This is a genomic window from Cytobacillus sp. FSL K6-0129 (assembly GCF_038007625.1).
Lineage (GTDB): Bacteria > Bacillota > Bacilli > Bacillales > Cytobacillaceae > Cytobacillus > Cytobacillus kochii.
In genome coordinates this window covers 2,590,642-2,612,519 of sequence record NZ_JBBOXM010000001.1, presented here as the reverse complement: position 1 = coordinate 2,612,519, position 21,878 = coordinate 2,590,642, and the positions used below count along the sequence as shown (strand labels likewise).

Annotated in this window: 18 protein-coding genes and 1 pseudogene; 15 read left to right on the top strand and 4 right to left on the bottom strand. The window is 36.0% G+C overall.

Going from position 1 to position 21,878, the window contains the following annotated elements; genetic code table 11:
- Positions 1-23 precede the first annotated feature (23 nt).
- The 9 genes from MHI57_RS13060 (at position 24) to galE (ending at position 10,827) form a co-directional block, all read left to right on the top strand.
- Entirely contained in the window at positions 24-1,127 is a 1,104-nt protein-coding gene (locus MHI57_RS13060; protein ID WP_340976719.1) for a glycosyltransferase family 4 protein, read from the top strand.
- 20 nt (positions 1,128-1,147) lie between these two features.
- A complete protein-coding gene (locus MHI57_RS13055) occupies positions 1,148-2,221 on the top strand; it encodes a glycosyltransferase family 4 protein (RefSeq protein ID WP_340976717.1) in 1,074 nt (357 codons plus the stop codon).
- Positions 2,222-2,244: 23 nt separating this feature from the next.
- On the top strand, positions 2,245-3,627 hold the full coding sequence (locus MHI57_RS13050) for a nucleotide sugar dehydrogenase (RefSeq protein WP_340976716.1): 1,383 nt from the start codon (positions 2,245-2,247) through the stop codon (positions 3,625-3,627).
- A 2-nt stretch (positions 3,628-3,629) separates the two neighbouring features.
- Positions 3,630-4,610, top strand: coding sequence for an SDR family oxidoreductase (locus MHI57_RS13045; RefSeq protein ID WP_340976714.1), 981 nt, complete (start codon positions 3,630-3,632; stop codon positions 4,608-4,610).
- A gap of 112 nt (positions 4,611-4,722) precedes the next feature.
- Positions 4,723-5,676: an ATP-grasp fold amidoligase family protein gene (locus MHI57_RS13040; RefSeq protein WP_340976712.1), complete on the top strand. Its 954-nt coding sequence runs from the start codon at positions 4,723-4,725 to the stop codon at positions 5,674-5,676.
- 118 nt (positions 5,677-5,794) lie between these two features.
- Complete coding sequence (locus MHI57_RS13035; protein WP_340976711.1) at positions 5,795-6,967, top strand: glycosyltransferase; 1,173 nt, start codon at positions 5,795-5,797, stop codon at positions 6,965-6,967.
- Positions 6,968-6,996: 29 nt separating this feature from the next.
- Positions 6,997-8,262, top strand: a complete 1,266-nt coding sequence (locus tag MHI57_RS13030) for an O-antigen ligase family protein (RefSeq protein WP_340976710.1) — start codon at positions 6,997-6,999, stop codon at positions 8,260-8,262.
- A 133-nt stretch (positions 8,263-8,395) separates the two neighbouring features.
- Positions 8,396-9,697 carry an oligosaccharide flippase family protein gene (locus MHI57_RS13025; RefSeq protein ID WP_340976708.1) on the top strand — a complete coding sequence of 434 codons (1,302 nt, stop codon included), beginning with the start codon at positions 8,396-8,398 and terminating at the stop codon, positions 9,695-9,697.
- 140 nt (positions 9,698-9,837) lie between these two features.
- Positions 9,838-10,827, top strand: a complete 990-nt coding sequence (gene galE, locus MHI57_RS13020; RefSeq protein WP_340976706.1) for a UDP-glucose 4-epimerase GalE — start codon at positions 9,838-9,840, stop codon at positions 10,825-10,827.
- A 1,163-nt stretch (positions 10,828-11,990) separates the two neighbouring features.
- On the opposite strand, the pseudogene MHI57_RS25065 reads toward galE, so the two are convergent.
- From MHI57_RS25065 to MHI57_RS13005, 3 genes and pseudogenes are all read right to left on the bottom strand, one after another.
- Positions 11,991-12,404, bottom strand: a pseudogene (locus MHI57_RS25065) (T7SS effector LXG polymorphic toxin).
- 174 nt (positions 12,405-12,578) lie between these two features.
- Positions 12,579-13,139: an acyltransferase gene (locus MHI57_RS13010; RefSeq protein ID WP_340976703.1), complete on the bottom strand. Its 561-nt coding sequence runs from the start codon at positions 13,137-13,139 to the stop codon at positions 12,579-12,581.
- Between the two features lie 468 nt (positions 13,140-13,607).
- Entirely contained in the window at positions 13,608-14,315 is a 708-nt protein-coding gene (locus MHI57_RS13005; RefSeq protein WP_340976701.1) for an ArsR/SmtB family transcription factor, read from the bottom strand.
- A gap of 118 nt (positions 14,316-14,433) precedes the next feature.
- Between MHI57_RS13005 and MHI57_RS13000 the strand changes: the two genes are divergently transcribed.
- Positions 14,434-15,339 carry a DMT family transporter gene (locus MHI57_RS13000; RefSeq protein WP_322909786.1) on the top strand — a complete coding sequence of 302 codons (906 nt, stop codon included), beginning with the start codon at positions 14,434-14,436 and terminating at the stop codon, positions 15,337-15,339.
- 44 nt (positions 15,340-15,383) lie between these two features.
- On the opposite strand, the gene MHI57_RS12995 is transcribed toward MHI57_RS13000, so the two are convergent.
- The gene (locus MHI57_RS12995; RefSeq protein WP_340976700.1) at positions 15,384-16,208 is read right to left on the bottom strand and encodes a hypothetical protein; all 825 of its coding nucleotides are present in this window, start codon (positions 16,206-16,208) and stop codon (positions 15,384-15,386) included.
- A 387-nt stretch (positions 16,209-16,595) separates the two neighbouring features.
- Here MHI57_RS12995 and MHI57_RS12990 point away from each other — a divergent pair, with 387 nt between their 5' ends.
- The 5 genes from MHI57_RS12990 to MHI57_RS12970 all read left to right on the top strand — a co-directional run bounded on the left by MHI57_RS12990 (position 16,596) and on the right by MHI57_RS12970 (position 21,872).
- Entirely contained in the window at positions 16,596-17,798 is a 1,203-nt protein-coding gene (locus MHI57_RS12990; protein WP_340976699.1) for an acyl-CoA dehydrogenase family protein, read from the top strand.
- Positions 17,799-17,904: 106 nt separating this feature from the next.
- A complete protein-coding gene (locus MHI57_RS12985) occupies positions 17,905-18,927 on the top strand; it encodes a methionine ABC transporter ATP-binding protein (protein WP_340976698.1) in 1,023 nt (340 codons plus the stop codon).
- A complete protein-coding gene (locus MHI57_RS12980) occupies positions 18,917-19,579 on the top strand; it encodes a methionine ABC transporter permease (protein WP_340976697.1) in 663 nt (220 codons plus the stop codon). The genes MHI57_RS12985 and MHI57_RS12980 overlap by 11 nt, the downstream gene beginning before the upstream one ends.
- A 14-nt stretch (positions 19,580-19,593) precedes the next feature.
- Complete coding sequence (locus MHI57_RS12975; RefSeq protein ID WP_340978612.1) at positions 19,594-20,472, top strand: MetQ/NlpA family ABC transporter substrate-binding protein; 879 nt, start codon at positions 19,594-19,596, stop codon at positions 20,470-20,472.
- A gap of 14 nt (positions 20,473-20,486) precedes the next feature.
- Positions 20,487-21,872: an LLM class flavin-dependent oxidoreductase gene (locus MHI57_RS12970; RefSeq protein ID WP_340976696.1), complete on the top strand. Its 1,386-nt coding sequence runs from the start codon at positions 20,487-20,489 to the stop codon at positions 21,870-21,872.
- Positions 21,873-21,878 lie beyond the last annotated feature (6 nt).

The window sequence follows — 21,878 nt, the reverse complement described above, 5'->3', positions numbered from 1 at the left end:
GGTATTTAGTTCGGGGGATTTAAATGAAGAAAATACTTATTGTCTCTACAGTAAGCAGGCAATTTTATTTATTTGAACAGGGTAATATAGAAGTTCTTAAATCACTAGGGTTTGAGGTCCATGCTGCTGCAAATTTCAGCGATGAAAATGAGAGATTAAATGCATTAGATATTATTAAACATCCATTTGATATACAGAGATCACCATTCTCTCTTAAAAACATTAAAGCCTATAAGCAACTTCAAAGGATACTGAAAGTAGGGAATTTTGATATAGTACATTGCCATTCACCAATGGGTGGAGTATTGACGAGACTAGCAGCAAAATCTGTAGGGCTTTCTCCTGTAATTTACACTGCGCATGGATTTCATTTTTATAAAGGTGCTCCCTTTATTAATTGGTTACTTTACTATCCAATTGAAAAGTTCCTATCAAAATGCACTGATGTTCTTATAACAATTAATCAAGAGGATTATGATAGGGCTAAAGGATTCAATGCAAATAAAGTTATTTATGTACCTGGGATAGGAATTGATACAAATAAATTTAATAATATTGGTTTTGATAGAGATAGGAAACGTCAAGAATTAGGTATATCTAAAGATACTGTAGTATTACTTTCTATTGGAGAAATGATAAAAAGAAAAAACCATGAGACAGCCTTAAGGGCACTTGCAAAGATGAATTCCCAAGACTATGTTTACCTTATTTGTGGTAGGGGTGAATTGTTAGGATATTTGAAGGTCATAGCGGAAAATCTCGGGATTGAAAATAAGGTGAAATTTTTAGGTTTTAGGGATGATATAAATGAAATATGTTTGGCATCTGATATTTTTGTATTCCCCTCATTTCAAGAAGGCTTGCCCGTCTCTGTAATGGAGGCAATGTCCGCCGGATTACCTATAATTTGCTCTTCAATAAGAGGTAATAATGACCTTATAGAAAACGGTGTGGGAGGCTATACAATTAATCCCGAAGATGTTGACGGGTTTGCAAGCAGTATAGAACAAATAATTAGTAATAGAGATTTACGAATAAAAATGGGTAGAAGAAACATTGAGATGGTAAGGAACTATGATAAAAAAGTTGTAAAAGAAAAGATGTTGGAATTATACAATCAATACTAATTATTAAAAGGTGTTGTGGAATGGAGATAATTAATAAAAAGAGGATAGTGTTCATAATAGGAAGTATGAGAAGGGGTGGAGCTGAAAGAGTAATATCTATTTTAGCAAATAACTATGCAGAAAGCGGCTGGGAAGTCGATATTCTAACACTTCTAGATGATAGTAATGATTATGAATTGAACAGTAAAATAGTAGTAAATCCTATTTGTGGAAAATCTAATTCAAGACTCCGTCAAATGCCTAAATGGTTGTATGACGTTAGAAAACATGTGAAGGAAACTAATCCAAATATAATAGTTTCTTTTATTGCTCGTGTTAACATAGTTACTTTGTTATCTTGTATCGGACTTAAGAAACGCATCGTAGTTTCAGAACGCAGTGATCCTAAAGCGGATGGCAGGTCTATATTTGTAAAATTGGCAACGTATTTTTTATATCCCTCTGCGAATCTTATAGTTTTTCAAACGAAATGGGCTAAGTCTAATTTCCCGCAATTAATACAGCAGAATAGTGCTATTATCTATAATCCTATTAACATAAAGGTTGAAGCAAAAAAAGAAAAAAGCAAGAAAATAGTAGCCGTAGGACGATTAAACAAAGAGAAAAATCACGAAATGCTAATAAGGGCATTCAAAGAAGTCCATTTTAAATATCCAGAGTACGAGTTATATATTTATGGCGAAGGAACATTAAGAGAGGACTTAGAAAGACAAATTCATGAACTAGAACTATTAAATTCCGTATTTTTGCCTGGTAATGTGATAGATATTCATGAAAAGATTTCCGATGCTGAAATATTTGTGCTGCCTTCTAATTATGAAGGGATGTCCAATGCACTTTTAGAAGCAATGATGATGGGCCTGCCATGTATATCTACTGATTACCCAGGGGCTGATGAAGTAATAAATGATGATTTTAATGGAATAATCGTTGAGAGAGATAATGAGCAACAGATTAGTAGGACAATATGTGAACTAATAAATGATCCGAAAAAACGAAATACACTTGGGGAAAATGGTAAAGAAACAGTTCTAAAAATGAAGGAAAAAAATATTATAGAAACTTGGAAAAAGCACTTAGAAATTGAAATATAAAATTTTTTGTTAGGAGTATAAAAATGAGCCTATATGATTCTATTAAAGATAAACAAGAGAAAATTTCGTTAATTGGACTTGGCTATGTTGGTATGCCTATTGCAGTAGCATTTGCAAAAAAAGTTAATGTTATTGGATATGATGTGAATAAAGAAAAGGTTGAACTATACAATAATGGAATTGATCCTACAAAAGAAGTAGGAAGTGAAGTGATTAAAAGTACGACTGTAGAATTTACTTCGGACGAATCAAGACTTAGAGAAGCGAAGTTTCATATTGTTGCAGTCCCAACACCCGTAAAAGAAGATCATACACCTGATTTGACTCCCATAGAGTCAGCAAGTCGAACTTTGGGTAGAAACTTAATAAGAGGATCGATAGTTGTATTTGAATCTACTGTCTACCCTGGTGTGACAAAAGATATTTGTGTTCCAATACTAGAAAAAGAATCAGGATTGAAATGTGGTGTGGACTTTAAAGTTGGCTATTCACCAGAAAGAATTAATCCTGGCGATAAAGTTCATAGGCTAGAGACAATTATTAAAGTTGTTGCGGGCCAAGATGAGGAAACTTTAGATATAATAGCAAAAGTTTATGAATTAGTCGTTGAAGCTGGTGTTCATAAAGCCGCAAGTATAAAAGTTGCTGAAGCCGCTAAGGTCATTGAGAATTCACAACGTGATATAAATATTGCCTTTATGAATGAACTTTCTATCATATTTAATAAAATGGGAATTGATACAAAAGCAGTCCTTGAAGCAGCTGGGACAAAATGGAATTTCCTTAATTTCTCTCCAGGTCTAGTAGGTGGTCACTGCATTGGGGTTGACCCGTACTACTTGACTTACAAAGCAGAACAAATGGGATACCATTCTCAAATCATTCTTTCAGGTAGAAAAATAAATGATGATATGGGTAAGTATGTGGCTGAAAGTACAGTCAAGAAAATGATTAAAGCGAATAAGCAAATAAATGGCGCAAAAGTAGCTATCTTTGGTGTAACGTTTAAAGAGAACTGTCCAGATGTCCGAAATACAAAAGTAGTCGATGTAATCAAAGAATTAGTGGAGTATGGGGTAGAAGTTAAAGTTGTAGATCCTCAAGCAGATAAGGAAGATTTATGGCGTGAATATAAAATTAATCTTTGTGATATAGAAGATATAAAAGAAATGGATGCAGTAATCTTTGCTGTTCCACATGATGAGTTTAAAGATATTCAATTAGAAAATGTAAAAACGATGTTTGGAACAAAGGGGCATGCCAATCAAGAAATTATGAATGAAGTAGCAGCAACATACGAATTTGATTTAGGTATTGAAAGAAACGATTGTGTATTAATGGATATTAAAGGAATGTTTGACCGAAGAGAAGCAGAAGACATGGGCTTTTTATATTGGAGGTTATAAAATTGGGATATAAAGATATAAAGTTTCCAGACGGGAGCAAATTTTTAGTTACTGGCTCAGCTGGTTTTATCGGTTCCAATTTAGTAGAAGCTATTCTTGAGTTAGGTTATAAAGTGAGAGGGCTTGATAATCTTTCAACCGGTAAAAAAGAAAACGTGGAAGAATTTTCAAACCATCCGAATTATGAATTTATCGAAGGAGATATTCGTAGTCTAGATACATGTATGAAGGCTTGTGAAGGTATCGATTTTGTTTTGAATCAAGCAGCATGGGGAAACGTTCCAAGAAGTATAGAGATGCCTTTGTTATACGAAGAGATTAATATAAAAGGTACTTTAAATATGATGGAAGCAGCTAGACAAAATGATGTAAAGAAATTTGTCTATGCATCAAGTTCATCTGTTTATGGGGATGAGCCCAATCTTCCTAAAAAAGAAGGTACAGAGGGGAATCTGTTGTCACCTTATGCCTTAACTAAAAAAGTGGATGAAGAATATGGAAAGCTATACACCAAGTTATATGGCCTTGATACCTATGGTTTACGCTATTTTAATGTATTTGGTAGAAGGCAAAATCCTAATGGAGCCTATGCAGCAGTTATTCCAAAATTTATAAAACAATTACTAAATGATGAACCCCCAACCATCAATGGTGATGGAAAGCAGAGCAGAGATTTTACTTATATTGAAAATGTGATTGAAGCTAACTTGAAAGCTTGTAATGCCTCCCGTGAGTCAGCAGGACAGGCATATAATATTGCCTATGGTGGCAGAGAGTTTTTAATTGATATATATATGCAGTTATTGAAGTCATTAGGAAAAGATATTCAACCGATTTTTGGACCTGATCGTAAAGGTGATATTAAGCATAGTAATGCCGATATCAGTAAAGCGAAAGAATTACTTGGTTATGATCCAGATTGGAGCTTTGAGCAGGGGATTGAGGCGGCTATTGAATGGTATAAAGAAAATTTGATGGAATAGTAAAAATTTATTTGTAATAATAAGTTCTTAATGTGTAATTTTATATGGAACTAAAAATAATTCTTGATGGTCTCTGCAGGGTTTTAGTAAAACGTCAGTACGGGGGTTAAGTATGATTTATAGTATTAAAAATAAAGTCAGGAACTTGTCTCATGAAAATAAAATAATAAATCATTTTTACCTATTTGCAAATAGAGTAAAGATAGTTTCACTTTCCTTTCTAAGTGATGGAATCTTTGCAAAAATGAAATACAGAGAAAATACAGGTCGAAGATTAAGGTTGGAAAATCCATTAACTTTTAATGAAAAGTTATGGTGGTTAAAAATTAATAATAGAGATCCATTACTTACTATTTGCTCGGATAAGTATAAAGTTAGAGATTATGTAAGGGAATGTGGTTTGGGTCATATTTTAAATACTATGTATGGAGTTTATGACAAAGCTGATGAAATTGATTTCAATAAGTTACCGGAAAAGGCATTTATTAAAACTAACCATGGCTCAGCTATAAACGTACTATTTGATAGAAATAAACCGTTTGATATTAAGAAGTTTACCAAAAAATTCAACGTTGCACTGAAGCAAAATTATTATTTGCAATCTAGAGAATGGAACTATAAGAATATTGAACCAAAGATTATTGTAGAAAAAGTTCTTGAAGATGGTGAAAATAATTCATTGATTGATTATAGATTTTTATGCTTTGACGGTGTTGTTAAATTGATTTTTATAGATATTGAGACAGCTGCAGTGGATGGTACTCATAATCCTTATGCAAAAAGAAATGTTTATGATAAGGATTTTAATTATTTAGATATAAAAGTAGGTAGGGAACAATTTGACAAATCTACAATTACTAAACCTGAAAACTTTGACAAGATGATTGAGTATGCACAAAAATTGTCTGAACCATTCCCTTTCTGTAGAGTAGATTTATACAATTTAGACGGGCAGATTTATTTTGGAGAGATTACCTTTTATCCAGGTGGTGCTACTCAAATAATTGAACCAGAAGAATGGGAAAAGAAGCTAGGAGATTGGATAGATATATTTAAGGAGAAATAGAAACGTATGTAAGTGGAAATATTTCCATTTAGTCCATTTGAATATTTGTATTGTATTCATTAGGGGGTAAGGGCATACCAATTTTTAAAAGTTGTTATTAGATTAGGAGAGTCAACCTATGGATAATATTGCAATAATAGTTCCGAGTCTAAAAGGAGGAGGAGCAGAGAGGGTAGTAGCCTTATTAAGCAAAGAATTATCAAATTCATATAATTTGTATTTAATTATTTTCGATGAAGAGGATATTAAGTATTCTTATGGTGGTTCTTTAATTAATATTGGGATCAAACCGAATAACAACCTATTATTAAAAATAATAAATGTTTTGAGAAGAGTTATTTATATTAGAAGAATCAAGAAAGAATTAAGGATTAAAGCAACTATCAGTTTCCTTAACAGCGCGAATATCGTAAACATATTATCTAAGAGAGCCGATAAAGTAATAATTTCAGAGAGAAGTCATTTGTCTAAAGGGAAGGATAGCTTATTAACTAAGATAAACAAGTTCACTACAAAAATCTTTTACAATAAAGCAGATCAAATAGTCGGTATTTCTAAGGGTGTTGCTCAAGACCTTATTGATAATTTTGGTTTGAATGGAGAGATTGTCAACTATATTTATAATCCAATTGAAACAAAGAAAGTAAGAGAGCAGTCTCGAGAACCATTGTTTGGGGATTATGCTAATTATTTTACGATTGTAAATGTAGGAAGGCTTTCAAATGCAAAGGGACAATGGCATCTAATCCGTTCTTTAGTTCATGTGAAAAAAATTGTTAAAAATATTAAACTTGTAATATTGGGACAAGGAGAGCTTGCAAGCTATTTAAAAAAGCTAGTTGAAGATCTGAATTTACAAGAGAATGTAGAATTTATAGGGTTCGATAATAATCCGTTCAAATATATAAGCAAATCTGATTTATTTGTATTTTCATCTATTTATGAGGGATTTGGGAATGTAATAATTGAAGCCATGGCTTGCGGTGTTCCTGTTATTTCAACTGATTGTAAATCAGGTCCAAGGGAAATAATTGCCCCCAAAACAGGTATAGAATTAGAAACTAATAAAATTGAATATTGTGAATTCGGTGTACTAGTACCCGTTTGCGATGGCAATTATTATAATCATAGCGACCCATTAACAGAAGAAGAGTTGATATTAGGGGAGAGTATTATAGAGATGTATAAAAATAAAGATCTAAGAAAGTCTTACTCTATCAAGGGTGAACAAAGAGCAGAGTCTTTTATCATTGATAAAGTGATAAAAGAATGGAAACAATTGTTGAATTGAACTACTGAGGTTTAGTGGGGGCCGTGAAATTGGAAAATACAAGTTCCATTATAAGTAAAAGTATTTTGATAGTAATTTTTATACCATTAATACTAAACATTTATTTTATTGACAAAATAGGTATTAACTTTGCTTATCTTGTGTTTGCTATACAGATTGCTGCTATCTTTTTCTCACTAAATAAAATAAAAGTGAGATATAAGAATAGGCAAGTATTAACTTTATTTTTGATTTTTATTTTATTTATGATATCTGCTATTTCTAGTTTGTTTTCTGAATTTCAGTTACAGTCTTTAAAAATAAGCTTTCTTGTGTTTGTTACCAGTATTTTTATACTATTATTAAGTTACTCTGACAGTCATCCTATAAATACACTAATGAAATGTATGAAGTTTTTTGTTTATATTGGAGTAGTTTTTTCTACTATAGCTGTTATACTATTCCTTTTTGGAAATGTTACTTATGTTAATGGTGATACTGTGCAAGCCCTTAATTTAGGACCTTTCAGACTTTATCAAGTGATTATGGGAATGCCTCCATTTTATAGAGTAGCTTCATTAACATCGAACCCCAATACGTTAGGGATTATTTTAATGATGAGTCAAATAGCAACATTATATTTAATGAGATTAAAATTATTAACTCGATGGAAATTCACTATTTTTTATGTAATACAAATAGCAGGGTTACTACTTGCGCAATCAAGAAGTGCAATTATTACAAGTTTAATAATGATTATTATTTTTAGTATATTAGTAAGCGACAATTTTATTAAAAGACTAAGAACACTGGGCGTATTTTTTATATTGTTAATATCAATGTATTTTATTATGATAATACAGCCTGTCGGTATTTTTTCTAGGTTTCAAAACGGACTGAGTGATAGGGATGAGGCATGGGGAATTATTATAAATAAAATCTTGGAAAACCCATTTATTGGAGCAGGTTTTGGGGTTTCTGGTGAAGCATATCTAAATGAACTAGGAATAAAAGCACACAATGTGTTTTTAAATAGTCTTTCTGAAATAGGATTGATTGGAGTAATATTTTTTGTTTTAATTTGGGCTCTCGGAATAGTATATTCATTCTTAGGAGCTATCAATAAGAGTAAGAATAAGATTGAAAGAAGCACTTTTGCATTATTGTTTTCAATACTTTTCTCATTTGTAGCTCACCAAATGGTAGAAAATAAACTTTTAGTATACGATTTTGTTATGTTTTTCTGGATATATTTGATCTCCATTTCTACCCATGGTGTAAATCTAACTAAGCAAAAAGACCTTTCTAAAACCTAATTTATTAAGTGATACAAAAAATATTACTAATTCATATAAATATATAGGAATGAAAAAAAGTTGAATGATAACTTAGTAGAAAGTAACAATTAACATAGTTTTAAGTTTGTGATTAATGACGGAAGTGACTAAAATGGACTCATTAGGAGTATTGAAAAGTAAGTTTATGAAGTTTAGTAACAAGCCATTTATTCGCAATGTAATGATTGCAGTTTCAGGTACAGCAGCGGCTCAAGTAATTACTATGGCATTTTCACCCATTATTACCCGCATTTATGGGCCGGAGATATATGGGATTTTAGGTGTGTTTATGGCTATGGTTGGAATTATTTCGCCAATAGCTGCACTCACTTATCCAGTTGCAATAGTTCTACCAAAAGATGATAGAGATGCAACATTATTAGTTCGTATTTCCTTATATGTTTCAGGAATAATTGCATTGTTTTCAGCCTTAGTTTTGGTTTTTTTTAATAAGCAGATTGTTAGCTTATTTCATATTGAATTAATATCACCATTTTTATTTTTGATTCCATTAGTGATTTTGTTTTCAGCTTTACTGCAAATTGCACAACAATGGTTAATAAGGACAAAACAATTTAGAGTTATTGCAAAAGCTGCCTTATTAAATGCGTTAATTATAAATGCTACAAAGGTAGGTTTCGGGTTTATTACTCCAATTGCATGGATTCTTGTATTTTTATCAACAATGGGAAATGCCCTACATGCTTTTATGCTATTTTTAGGGGTCAATAGTACATTAGATAAAAAGACAGATAAAAAGCCCAAAGAATTATACAATTTTAAAGCATTAAAGGAATTAGCAAAAAAACATATAGATTTCCCACTTTTTAGGGCTCCACAAGTTTTTATTAATGCTATTTCTCAAAGTCTGCCTGTATTATTGTTGTCGTCTTTTTTTGGTCCTGCAGCGGCGGGATTTTACTCCATTGCTAGAAATGTACTTAATATACCAATTGGACTTATTGGTAAATCAGTAGGTGATGTACTATATCCTCGTCTGACTGAAGCTATCCACGCTGGAGAAAATATTAAAAGCTTATTAATCAAGTCGACATTAGCTCTTGCAGCAGTTGGTTTGGTACCATTTGGGATTGTTGTGGTTTTTGGCCCCTGGCTATTTGGTTTTGTATTTGGAGCTGATTGGGTACTAGCAGGAGAATATGCAAGGTGGTTATCCTTATGGTTATATTTTATGTTTATAAATCGACCAAGCGTGGTAGCGATTCCAGGTTTAAATTTACAAGGAAAGTACTTGATTTATGAAGTATCTAGTATTTTATTAAAAATACTTGCATTAATTTTGGGTTTTTACCTTTTTGAGAGCAATGATATCCTTGCTGTTGCATTGTATTCCATAGCTGGTGTTTTTACATATATATACTTAATTGTCTGGGTTATAAAATCTAGTAAATAAAGATAAACTCAAGATTAAGTTTATTAAACGTAAAATTAAAATAAGAAATATGAATATGAATGCATATATAAGGAGCTAATTTGTATGGCAATTTTAAATATATTTAATTTATAATTTTCCGGGTAGAGGTGAAAAGAGGAATGTCCATATTGATAACTGGTGGGGCAGGTTATATTGGTTCACATACAGTTCGTTATTTTGTTGAGCAACTTGAGAATGTAGTTGTTGTCGATAATCTACAGAGTGGTCATAGAAATTCGGTAGAGGTAGAACGTTTTTATGAGATTGATCTTAGAAGTAAAGAATTTTTAGATAAAGTCTTTAAGACTCATAATATAGAATCGGTTATTCACTTTGCTGCAAACTCTCTAGTTGGAGAGAGTATGGAAAAACCATATGAATACTACCATAACAATGTATATGGCATGATGTGTCTATTAGATGTTATGAAGGATAATAATGTTAGAAAAATAGTATTCTCATCAACAGCAGCTACCTATGGAGAACCTAAGAACATTCCTATTCTTGAAGATAATCAAACCAATCCAACGAATACTTATGGTGAGACTAAGCTTGCTATGGAAAAAATGATGCAGTGGTTTGATCAAGGCTATGGTATTAAATACGTTTCTTTAAGATATTTTAATGCTGCAGGAGCCCATGAAAGTGGCAATATTGGAGAAGACCATCATCCCGAAACTCACCTGATTCCACTGATCTTACAAGTACCACTTGGACAAAGAGACAAAATTTATATGTTTGGTGATGATTATCCAACAGAAGATGGTACTTGTATTAGAGATTATATTCACGTCATGGATTTAGCAGCAGCTCACTATCAAGCTTTAGAGTATTTAAGAAAAGATAATCCCAGTGAAGTATTTAATCTAGGTAACGGAAATGGATACTCAGTTAAAGAAGTGATTGATATGGCTAGACAAGTTACTAAACACTCAATACCAGCGGAAGTAAAAGGGAGAAGAGCAGGAGATCCAGCTGTCTTAATTGCTTCATTAGAGAAAGCAAAAGATATTCTGGGCTGGAAACCTCAATTTAATTCTTTAGAGAAAATTATTTCTGATGCATGGAATTGGCACAGGAATAACCCGCATGGTTATTCAAAGAAATAGTTCACTTCTTGTTATACCGATGCTTCAAGAACCAAGCAGTTTTCGATGGTTTCATAGTATTACACAACCTTCCCTCTGATTAGAAAAATTTTTCTCAATACTTTATGCATACCTTAAAGAATTAGAATTTAAATGGAGAGGTGGCGTATTAAAAACTAAAATGTGAATGAAACAGCTAATGAATAAGGCCACCTCGGAAACCCATTGTTAAATTAGTTTGTAATAATATTATGAGTTTCATCCTTTCCTTCGTTCTTCATGAATGATTTGGAATGCCTACATCAAGAAGCCCTAACACTACCTTTGACGTTTATCTAAGATAAAGTGTTATTTAACTTATGTATAAATCTTTGGTTGATTTTTTGCATTTATTGTAAAATTATGTTTTGATAATCACTGTAACTGTCCCTGTATGCACATACTCCACCTAAAATATTTATCCCCTTTAAATCTTTGTGACTTTCTAATGTTCTTAATGCATCATTATATCTCGTGTATATAAGGTTTAATACACCACTTTTTATATGCTTTTTGTAGCCTGTTTCGAGCCTGTGGACTACAATTTTTTATTTGGTCAATTAACTTTTGCCTCGTATCCATTTCTTCTCTCCTATCAACTTGGAACTTCTATTACTGCTTCAAATTTTCTTGAGTTTTTCCAATCGGGAACTAATACAGTCCTAATTTTAGCATTAACTCTATTGACAGCTGGGCTAGTAGTTGGAAATGACCCACCTATTTTTGCTCCGATTCCATAGGTTCTATACAGTGTAACTGTCTCCTTTGTAATAACTTTCTATAGTAACTGTTAATAAAAGATTGGCTTACCCAATCGGGTAATTTTACTTTTTCAATAACTTCAACTTTATCATCAGTAGTAGTTGAATATTTATTGAAGTTTGTTTCTTCTTTATTCTTTTACCGCCCTATTTCACGACTATGATGCCGCCTTTGACAAGCGGTCCCACCGAAGATCGCAGCGACGAGGGCAGCTCTTTCTGAAGTCGGTTCCTGTAGCCGCTTTGATACCGGCTTTGATATTGGAGATGCAGGGTACAAAGTCTAGGGTGCCTAAGGTTGATTGTTTTTTCCGATATCCTTGACAGATTGACCGTTGACGGCGAAGTTCCTGGATAAGAGCGGGGCATAGGATGGCATCAAGCCTAGGGCCATCGGACCATATGCTTGGGATAGGCCACGCCGCCAATGATTGGGTTATCCATTAGGCTAGCGAGCTGATTAGGCTGGTAGGCTGATAGACTTAGTGTCCCATTTTGGAATATTGTTTGGATTTCACTTATGGTGCTTTTGAGCCTTGATAGGTCTTGAGCAGTTGCTTCTAGTTTACTTGTTTGTTGTTGGTCGAAGTGATGTAATCTCTCAATTGTTTATATCATTTGATTATTGGCAGATTGGGCATGTTGATGTACCAGATGATTATCCAACCTCGGAAAGGAGACGATATCATCGACCGATTGGATGGTGCGGTTGCCCTGGGCCGTTAAGTCGCTTGTGATGATTTCTGTTCTTCCGATGCCTTGAGTTTGGTCTTGTTGTTGGAAGCTTTGTCGTATCATCGCTCGGCTGGATGAATCTAGCGAACGTAGTGATGATTGGGTGAGTACCTATTTGTAGGGGAAACGTGAGGATAGTAGCGGTGTATTTTTACTAGAAATGAATCAATTTTTAGAACAGAACAATTGGGCGAGATAAACGCCCAATTGTCCAATTGTTATGTGCAGTAAAGTTTTTTATTCAACGAATCCAAATCCTGATTTAAGTGATGTGATCATTTCTCGCTTTTTCTCTGCCGTAATTCGACCTGTTAATGTATAGCTACTATCGAATGGTGTAATTTTATCTAGTAATTGTTTGTTTTTGCTTTCGTACTCTGTAATGGAACGAATGATTTTTGCAGGGTTGCCAGCTGCTAAGGAATAGGGAGGGATGTCTTTTGTAACTACACTTCCTGCTGCGATGATACTATGTTCTCCTATGGTGACGTTTGGCATCACAATGGCTCTTGCGCCAATAAAGACATGATCTTTTATTGTGACTTTGCCTATTTTCGTATAACCGAGTAGTGGTTTGGTGCTAGCATCGTGTGCGAGGATATAGGCTTCCGGTGCAATGGTGACATGATGGCCGATGTTAATAAGCCATGCGTGGGAATAGTCAAAGGTGACGCCAGGTTGAATGGAACAATGCTCTCCTATTTTCATTCCTAGTTTTATGTAGTCTTCTAACCAAATCTCCTCTAATAAATACTTTTTCAATCTCGCTCTAATAAAATGGATGGGTTTTCTCCACATTATGCACCTCTATTCGTTCTTTTTAAAGAATGTTTATTGAGTTAATTATAGTATTTTTACATATAATTAACAATTACTATTGCTTATTAGATGAATAAATAGAGTACATTCTTAATAGAATAATTCTTCACTTTAGGTATCTTTTTTGACAAACCTCTACCATATTTCCCGAGAAATGTTTGGTTATGTCGAAGTTTGATTGGAGATAGATTGTTTGGGTAAGAAGAAAAATAAGGACAATATCCCAAGAAGGAATCGGTGGGGACGGGCGGTTCGTCTAGAAAATGCAAAGGAATGGATAGTTCGATTTATAGGGAACCATATCGTATGCTAAGTGGTAGGGTGTTAATAAAAGATGTGGCTTAAATGAGATTGAGAAAAGAAGAAGGCAGTTAACAAATAGCATACCTTCTTCAACTCATTCCTCGCAACATTCATATGATCAAATGTATTCTAAAATATATTCGCTTAATTTGTTTTTACCAGTAAATCATGGTCCAATCCAAAAAAGTCCCTAAAACCGGATATCCCTTTGGTAGTTATAATAATCTCCCTCGAGTTTTCTCTAGATTCTAACCACCCCAATTCGATATATCTTTCAAATAGACCATTCCCTAAAGCGCCGCCTAAATGGTGTGTACGTTCACTCCAGTCAAGACAAGCATGGCAGAAGGAGCGGCGTTTTCTAGATAGAGCAATTAAATCTATTCCTAATTCTTTGAAAAAGTGCTCGCCTTTTGTTGTTATGATGAACCTCTTATTGGATTTCTCAATATATCCTTCTTCTTGCATGATATTGGTTAAATTCACACTCAGACGTCCGGCTAAATGGTCGTAACAAGTTCGGGCGTTTTCTAATCTTTTTAGTTGGCTTGATTGTTTTAAAGAGCGAACTTCAGGTGGAGGGGAGATGGACATAAATATTTCTAGTGTGTTGGCCACTTCCTCGTTTGCTAAGCGGAAATAGCGAAATCGGCCATTTTTTTCACTGATTACGAGATTGTTTTCTACTAGTTTGGCAAGATGAAAGCTGGCTGTCTGGGGTTTAATGGTGGCCATATAAGCTAGTTCGCTTGCTGTATGGAATTTTCCATCCATTAAAGCTGCCAGTATAGTGGCTCTAGATTTTTCAGCAAGTAGCGCTGTTAGTGCCGTAATATTCGGATGTATACTCATTTTTTCACACCTCTGTAATCCATACTTCGATAATTATCGTATGATATAGGTTTTATAATAATACGAAGAAAACCTATTTACAAGGTAGGTGGGAGTATTTATTGGGAGGATAGTATACATGAAGAAATTCAACTTTTTTACTTTAATTATGTTGACTACAGCACTAATGGGTTCGTCTTTTGCGATAGGGAAAATAGGGCTAGGTTACTCATCCCCTTTGTTATTGGCAGGTTTACGTTTTTTTCTAGCTGGTTTAATCATGATGGTGATTGTGTTGATACAGAAGAGGGAGCACCCTAGTAGCATGAAAAATTGGGGGAGAGTGCTATTAATAGGTTCTTTTCAAACAGCTGGGGTCATGGGATGCATATTTATCAGTTTAAGAACGATAACAGCAAGTGAATCTTCTATTTTAACTTTTATGAACCCGCTATTAGTCATCATTTTTGGCACTATATTATTGGGTCACCGTTATAAATGGTATCAGTGGAGTGGTGTTGTCTTAGGTTTCGTAGGTGTAGGAATTACATTAGGGGGCATTAATGATTTTAGGATTGGTCTAGTGTTTGGCGCTTTTTCTGCTGTTTTTTGGGCTATTTCTACTTTATTAGTTAATCGCTGGAGTGAGCGTTTCGATACATGGGTGCTTTCTGCTTATCAGATGTTGTTTGGTGGTGGCATTCTCTTATTTTTTAGTAGCGTATTTGAAGAACCATTCTTTCATGTGACGAAGCATTCAGTGCTTATTTTGTTATGGCTAAGTATCATGTCCTCTATTGTGCAATTTGCGGTTTGGTATTTCCTTTTACAAAAAGGCAATCCAGGGAGGACGAGTTCCTATTTATTTTTAGCTCCATTCTTTGGTGTTTTGACTGGATACGTCTTGCTTGATGAACCTATTTCTTTTTCACTTTTAGTTGGGGGTTCATTTATTTTATTAGGCATCTATCTGGTAAATAATAGCTTCAAAAAAGAAGTTGTAGGCGAGACTCCTTTCGTACAAAATAAAACAAAAAGTGGATAATAGATAAACAAAGAGGTCGCCATCCTGAGGCGACCTTTATTCACTCATTCTCTGCAACTATACCCTGAAATATCACTACTACCAAATGCACCATACCGGCCAGATGGCCAAAATACGCCTTGTGTTTGCCCGTTTGCGTCGTGCCCTGTAATATGCATTAATAGTATTTGCCCGTCTGTTAATTGGATGATGCTCCATTTGTTTACACAGGCGGAACCTTTGCTTTGTAGAATGTTTTTGGCGGTTTGTGGATTTTTTAGTAGAGAGTGATATTTGTTGACGGTATAGTGTGATGGTGGTGCGGGTAAGGCAGGTGCTGTTGATCCTTCCTCACCAGCGTTTTCACCCGATTGTCCGTTGCCATTTGTCCCACTATTGCCTTCTGATTGCCCGTTTTGTCCGTTTGACTCGTTCGGTTGTGGGATGAGTTCGGTTAGGTCCTCTAAGCTTGGCATGCCGCCATTTGATCCAGACCCTCCCTGTCCAGGAAGGATGTCTTGTAAGTTTGGTAAACCTCCACCATTACTGTTGGATCCGTTTTGTCCTGGTAATAATTCTTGGAGGTTTGGCATGCCCCCTCCATTCCCATTTTGCCCTGGTAGGAAGTCAGCTGGATTGGGTATACCGCCACCATTATTTTGTCCTGGCATAAAGTTACCTAAGTTTGGCATGCCGCCGCCGTTATTTGGTGAGCCTTGGCCAGGCATGAAATTATCTAAGTGTGGGGCACCGCCTGATGGGGGCCCATCTCCTCCTGAAAAGCCGCCAGCTCCAGGAAATCCTCCCGGTAAGCCGCGAACGTTATGGTTGTTATAGCTCTGAGGTTGATAATAAGGTTGTGGCCCGAACGGACCGTAATAATAATACATGTTGTGCCTCCTCATGCAAATCTCCGTATAGTGTCTAGATAATTTATGATGAAATTACCTATTTGTGAATGATTTTGCATCTGTATGAGGTATTTTAATGATATTACTATTTCCCTGTACTTTCTATAGTATGGAGGGCTATTTGTATAAGGGGTTGAATGGTTTGAAATAATGAATAATTCAATATTATCTAAAAATGATGTTGACATCTTTACTGTAACCGTATAAGATATGATTAATTTATTAAAAAGATCGGTTGCCGACTGGGACACTAGAGGCTCTCTACACAGCGTGTTAAAAGCTGTATGGGGAGTCTTTTTATTTTTTATAATTCCTACTAAATACATAAGAATAAATGGATTAAAACATTAAAGAGGAGTCGTGATGATGACAGAAAAAGAGCTAGTAACATCAGATGTAGCAATTGCAATAGATTCCTGTGATATGGAGGACCTGTTAACAGCTATTGCGCAAGATGCGAAAAAGAGAAGAAATGATGATAGTGATGCCAGACCTTTTTATGCGATGAGATTAATTAAAGAGAACAAAATAGGGGCATTGAGGGTACCTAAAGCGCTTGGCGGAGGCGGCATTCAATTGAAGGAATTAATGCAATTTGTCATCCGCTTGGCCGAAGCGGATCCAGATGTTGCTCATTTATTAAGGTCTCATTTCTCACACGTGGAACGGTTGATCCAGCTAGGGGACAAAACGAAACGCGAACAAGCGTTAGAGAAAATTGTCAATGGCGAGATCATCGGTAATGCTTATACGGAAATCTCAAAAAATGCGGCAGGCAGCTCAAAATTCGAAACCACCTTATCCGAAAACGGAGAGAATTTTCGATTAAACGGTACAAAGTATTTTTGCACTGGAACGATGTACGCTGATTGGGTTAGCGTCATGGCAGAAACGTCGGCAGGTAAAGTTGTCTCTGCTTTTGTACCGACAGATAGAGAGGGCGTCATCATCAAGGATGATTGGGATGGATTTGGTCAAAAAGGCACAGGAAGTGGAACGACCATCTTCAAAGATGTCACGGTCTATCCTGAAGAAATTAAGGAATTTCAAGAAGATAAAAAATCATTTAATGCTTTTCTGCAACTGATTTTACAAGCCGTGATTGCTGGTATTGTCCGTAATGTGGTGACAGATGCAAAGGAATTGGTACATAAACGAAAACGAACATTTAGTTATGCACCGGCAGAACAACCGAAGGACGATCCATTGTTGCAACATAAAATCGGTGAGATTGCGAGTATTGCCTTTGCTGTAGAAGCAACGGTGCTAGCGGCTGCGGAGTCGTTAGAACTGGCGACGAATAGAACAGGTGATTACGAGCTTGACCATGATGCGTCTTTACGGGCAGCACAGGCAAAAGTAGTTGTGGATGAATTAGCCTTAAAGGCAGCGACCCTTCTTTTTGAGGTAGGAGGTGCATCAGCAACGAAACAGTCAGCCTATTTAGACCGCCATTGGCGCAATATCCGTACAATTTCTTCCCATAATCCAACTGTTTATAAAGCCCAAGCGATTGGTAGGTACATCATTAACGATGAAAAACTCCCAGTAGGGGTTGTTTATTTTTAATTACAACTAAAGTAAGCCGACTAGACTAACTAAAGGCAGACTTCTTCTATAGAGGGCTGTCTTTTTTGTTATATAACGAATTGAGTTTGTAAGAGGGGGAAATGGTTTGATTCGATTTACAAATGTAAGTAAAACATTTGGTACAAAGGAGCACGTCGTAAAAGCCGTTCAAGATGTGAGTTTAGAGGTAGAAAAAGGGGAAATTTTTGGGGTGATTGGCTTCAGTGGCGCAGGGAAAAGCACGTTATTGCGTTTAGTTAATCTGCTTGAGCGGCCAACTTCAGGGGAAATAGTAGTCAATGAAAAGAGAATAGATGCACTCTCCCAGAAGGAGCTGCGCCAACTAAGAAGCCGCATTGGGATGATCTTTCAATCTTTTAATCTTTTTAGTTCGAGAACGGTGTATGGCAATATTGCATACCCACTTAAGCTTGCCGGTTGGCCAAAAGGAAAACTAGATCAAAGAGTAAAGGAAATGCTGAAGTTCGTTGGTTTAGAGGATAAGGCAAATAAATATCCGGAAAGCCTATCAGGGGGGCAAAAGCAAAGGGTAGGCATCGCACGTGCTTTAGCAACATCACCAGACATTCTCATTTGTGATGAAGCCACATCTGCTCTTGATCCAGAAACAACTGAGGAAATTCTCCAGCTACTATTGAAGGTGAATAAAGAGTATAACATTACGATTATGTTGATTACCCATGAGATGCATGTGATTAAGAGAGTTTGTAATCGTGTGGCTGTCATGGAGGATGGCAGAGTGATAGAAGAAGGTCAAGTATTTAATGTGTTTACGAAACCACAGCACGAGACGACCAAGAATTTTATTCGCTCCGTCCAGAATGACCAACTTTCCTCACATCTATTAGAAAAATTACAAGAGAGCAAGCGTGGGAAACTTTATCGCATTATTTATAAAGAGGGGGTCAGTAATCAGCCCATCCTATCAAAAATTAGTAAGAAATATCAGGTGGAATTCAATATCCTCTATGGCAATATTAGTGAACTGCAAGAAAGATTGTTTGGTAGTTTAATAGTCGAGTTCATTGGTGAGGAAGCAGAAGTAAATCAGGTGATTGAGGAATTAGAAAAAATAGTTGAGTTGAAGGAGGTACATTATGCAAGTTGATTGGGCGACATTTTGGCCAAGAATTATCGAAGCCACTGGAGAAACGATTTTGATGGTGATTCTGACTTTAATCTTTGCTACCATTCTCGGCCTCGTAATTGGTTTGTTACTCTTTGTCTCGCGAAAAGGCAATATTTTAGAGAATCGCTGGATTTTCTATTCATTGAACTTATTGATTAATATTATCAGACCGATTCCATTTATCATTTTTCTCGTTGCCATTAGTCCATTTACGAGAATGGTTATGGGAACAACGATAGGGACGGCAGCGGCGGTATTGCCGATGACGATTGCCGCAGCTTTTGCCGTTGCTAGAATTGTAGAAAATAATCTTGTATCAATCGACCCTGGAATTATTGAAGCAGCACAGGCGATGGGTGCTAGCCCATTAAGAATTATCTTTACGGTACTTATACCGGAAGCGCTTGGTCCGTTGATTCTTGGTATTACCTTTATCACTGTCGGTTTGATCGACTTCTCCGCGATGGCAGGTACTGTAGGTGGTGGTGGATTGGGTGATTTGGCCATGACGTATGGTTATCAACGATTTGATACATCAGTCATGATCGTCACAGTGGTGATTCTTATTTTACTTGTACAAATTGCACAGTTCTTAGGAAATATACTTTCAAGATTCTTTTTAAGAAGATAAGGGGTGTTCAAATGGTGAAAAGAAAATTTGTTTTCATATTAGTACTATTGCTTGTAGCATTTTTAAGTGGGTGTGGTTCCGATTCAGCTTCGGGTGATACGAAGCATGTCAAAATCGGTGTTACAGGATCAGACGGTCAATATTGGCAAATTATTCAGGAGAGAGCGAAGGAAGAAGGTATTGAAGTGGAGTTGGTCGAGTTTTCCGATTATACATTACCGAATAATGCCTTAATAAATGAGGAAATTGACGTGAACTCTTTCCAACATTTAGCGTTCTTAAGTCAGTTTATTGTTGAAAATGACGATGCAGATATTAAACCGATTGGTTCAACGGTCGTTGCACCGATGGGATTATACTCAGAAAAATATGATAGCCCAGAAGATATACCTGATGGTGCGACAATTGCCATTCCGAATGACCCTGCTAACACAGGCAGAGGATTAAAAGTATTAGAAGAAGCTGGCTTGATAACATTGAAGGAGGATGTTGGCTTATATCCAACACCTGATGATATTGTAGAAAATCCGCGAAACATAGAAATCTTGACCGTTGTTGCACAACAAACGCCAAGAGTCTTACCTGATGTTGCCGCTTCGATTATTAATAGTGGAATTGCTGGTCAAGCAGGCTATCTACTAGAGGATGCGATTTATCACGATGACCCACATAGTGAAGAAACACGGCCATACTTAAATGTTTTTGCGGTTCGTGGGGAGGATGCGGAGGATAAGACATATCAAACGATTGCCAGAATTTATCAAGAAGAAAAAGTAGTTGAGGCTGTAAAGGAAGATTCCAATGGCGGGAATGTTGTCGTTGATATTCCTATTCCTGAATTACAGGATACGCTTGATCAATTATTAGAAGATATCAAATCTGGTAAACAGTAGAAAGGAGATAGTCGATGAGTAAGCAAATCCAATTGAATGCATTTGAAATGGCAGGTGCGATGCATAATTCACATGGGTTATGGAAGCACCCGCAAAGCAAACGGCATCTCCATTACAATGATTTGTCTTATTGGACAGATTTAGCAAAGCTATTAGAAAGGGGCAAGTTTGACGCCCTTTTCTTTGCTGATGTGGCCGGTGTATATGATGTGTATCAAGATAGTAAAGAACCAGCTATAAGAGACGGTTTGCAATTTCCCTTAAATGATCCAGCGATGATGATTTCGGCGATGGCAAGTGTGACAACAGATTTATCATTTGCTGTGACAGTGAGTACAACATATGAACATCCCTTTAGTCATGCCCGCCGGTTTTCAACATTAGATCATTTAACAAAAGGGAGAATCGCTTGGAATATTGTCACATCCTATTTACCGAATGCTGCGCGAAATTATGGCTTAACAAATATGATTAAGCATGATGAACGCTACGAGCGGGCAGATGAATTTTTAGATGTTGTTTATCAATTATGGGAAGGTAGCTGGGAGGATGGAGCGATGATAGCAGATGTCGAACGCGGCATTTTAGTCGATCCTGAAAAAGTGCATCCTATTAATCATGAAGGTCATTATTATCAAGTGGAAGGGCCACATCTGACAGACCCTTCTTTACAAAGAACGCCTGTGATTTATCAAGCGGGCACTTCTGAGAGAGGAAAAGAATTTGCCGCCAAGCATGCAGAGTGTGTCTTCATTGGAGGTCCAACAAATGAGAAAATACGTGAGCATATTAAAGATATTAAGGCACGTGCAGAAAAGTATGGCAGAAACCCTGAACATGTGAAGTTGTATACATTTTTAAATGTGATTGTAGCGGAAACGACGGAGGAGGCTGAAGCAAAGTTTGAAACGTATCAAAAACTGTGGAGTGCAGAGGCCGCAAAGGCACAGTATGGTGGTTCGAGTGGCTATGATTTATCAAAGTATACCGATTTAGATAGTTATTTTGAATACAAGCATACGGAGCATGGCCAATCACGAGCAGCCTCACTAACAAAGGATGCGCCGAAAAAATTGACGGTGCGGGAAGTGTTAAACCGTTTTGAAACAATCAATCGTGATCATGTGATTGTCGGTAATCCTAAGGAAGTTGCAGATGCCATTCAGTTTTTCTTTGAGGATACAGGCATTGATGGCTTTAATTTAGCGCATTTTGTCACCCCACAAAATTTACAGGAGTTTATTGATTTAGTCATTCCTGAATTACAAGATAGAGGGTTGTATAAAAAGGATTATGCAGAAGGGACTTTTCGCGAAAAAATATTTGGTAAAGGGCAGAGTTTGTTACCTAGCGGACATCCAGGAAGTCGATATAGACAAACGCACACGACAAAACTGTAAGGAGCG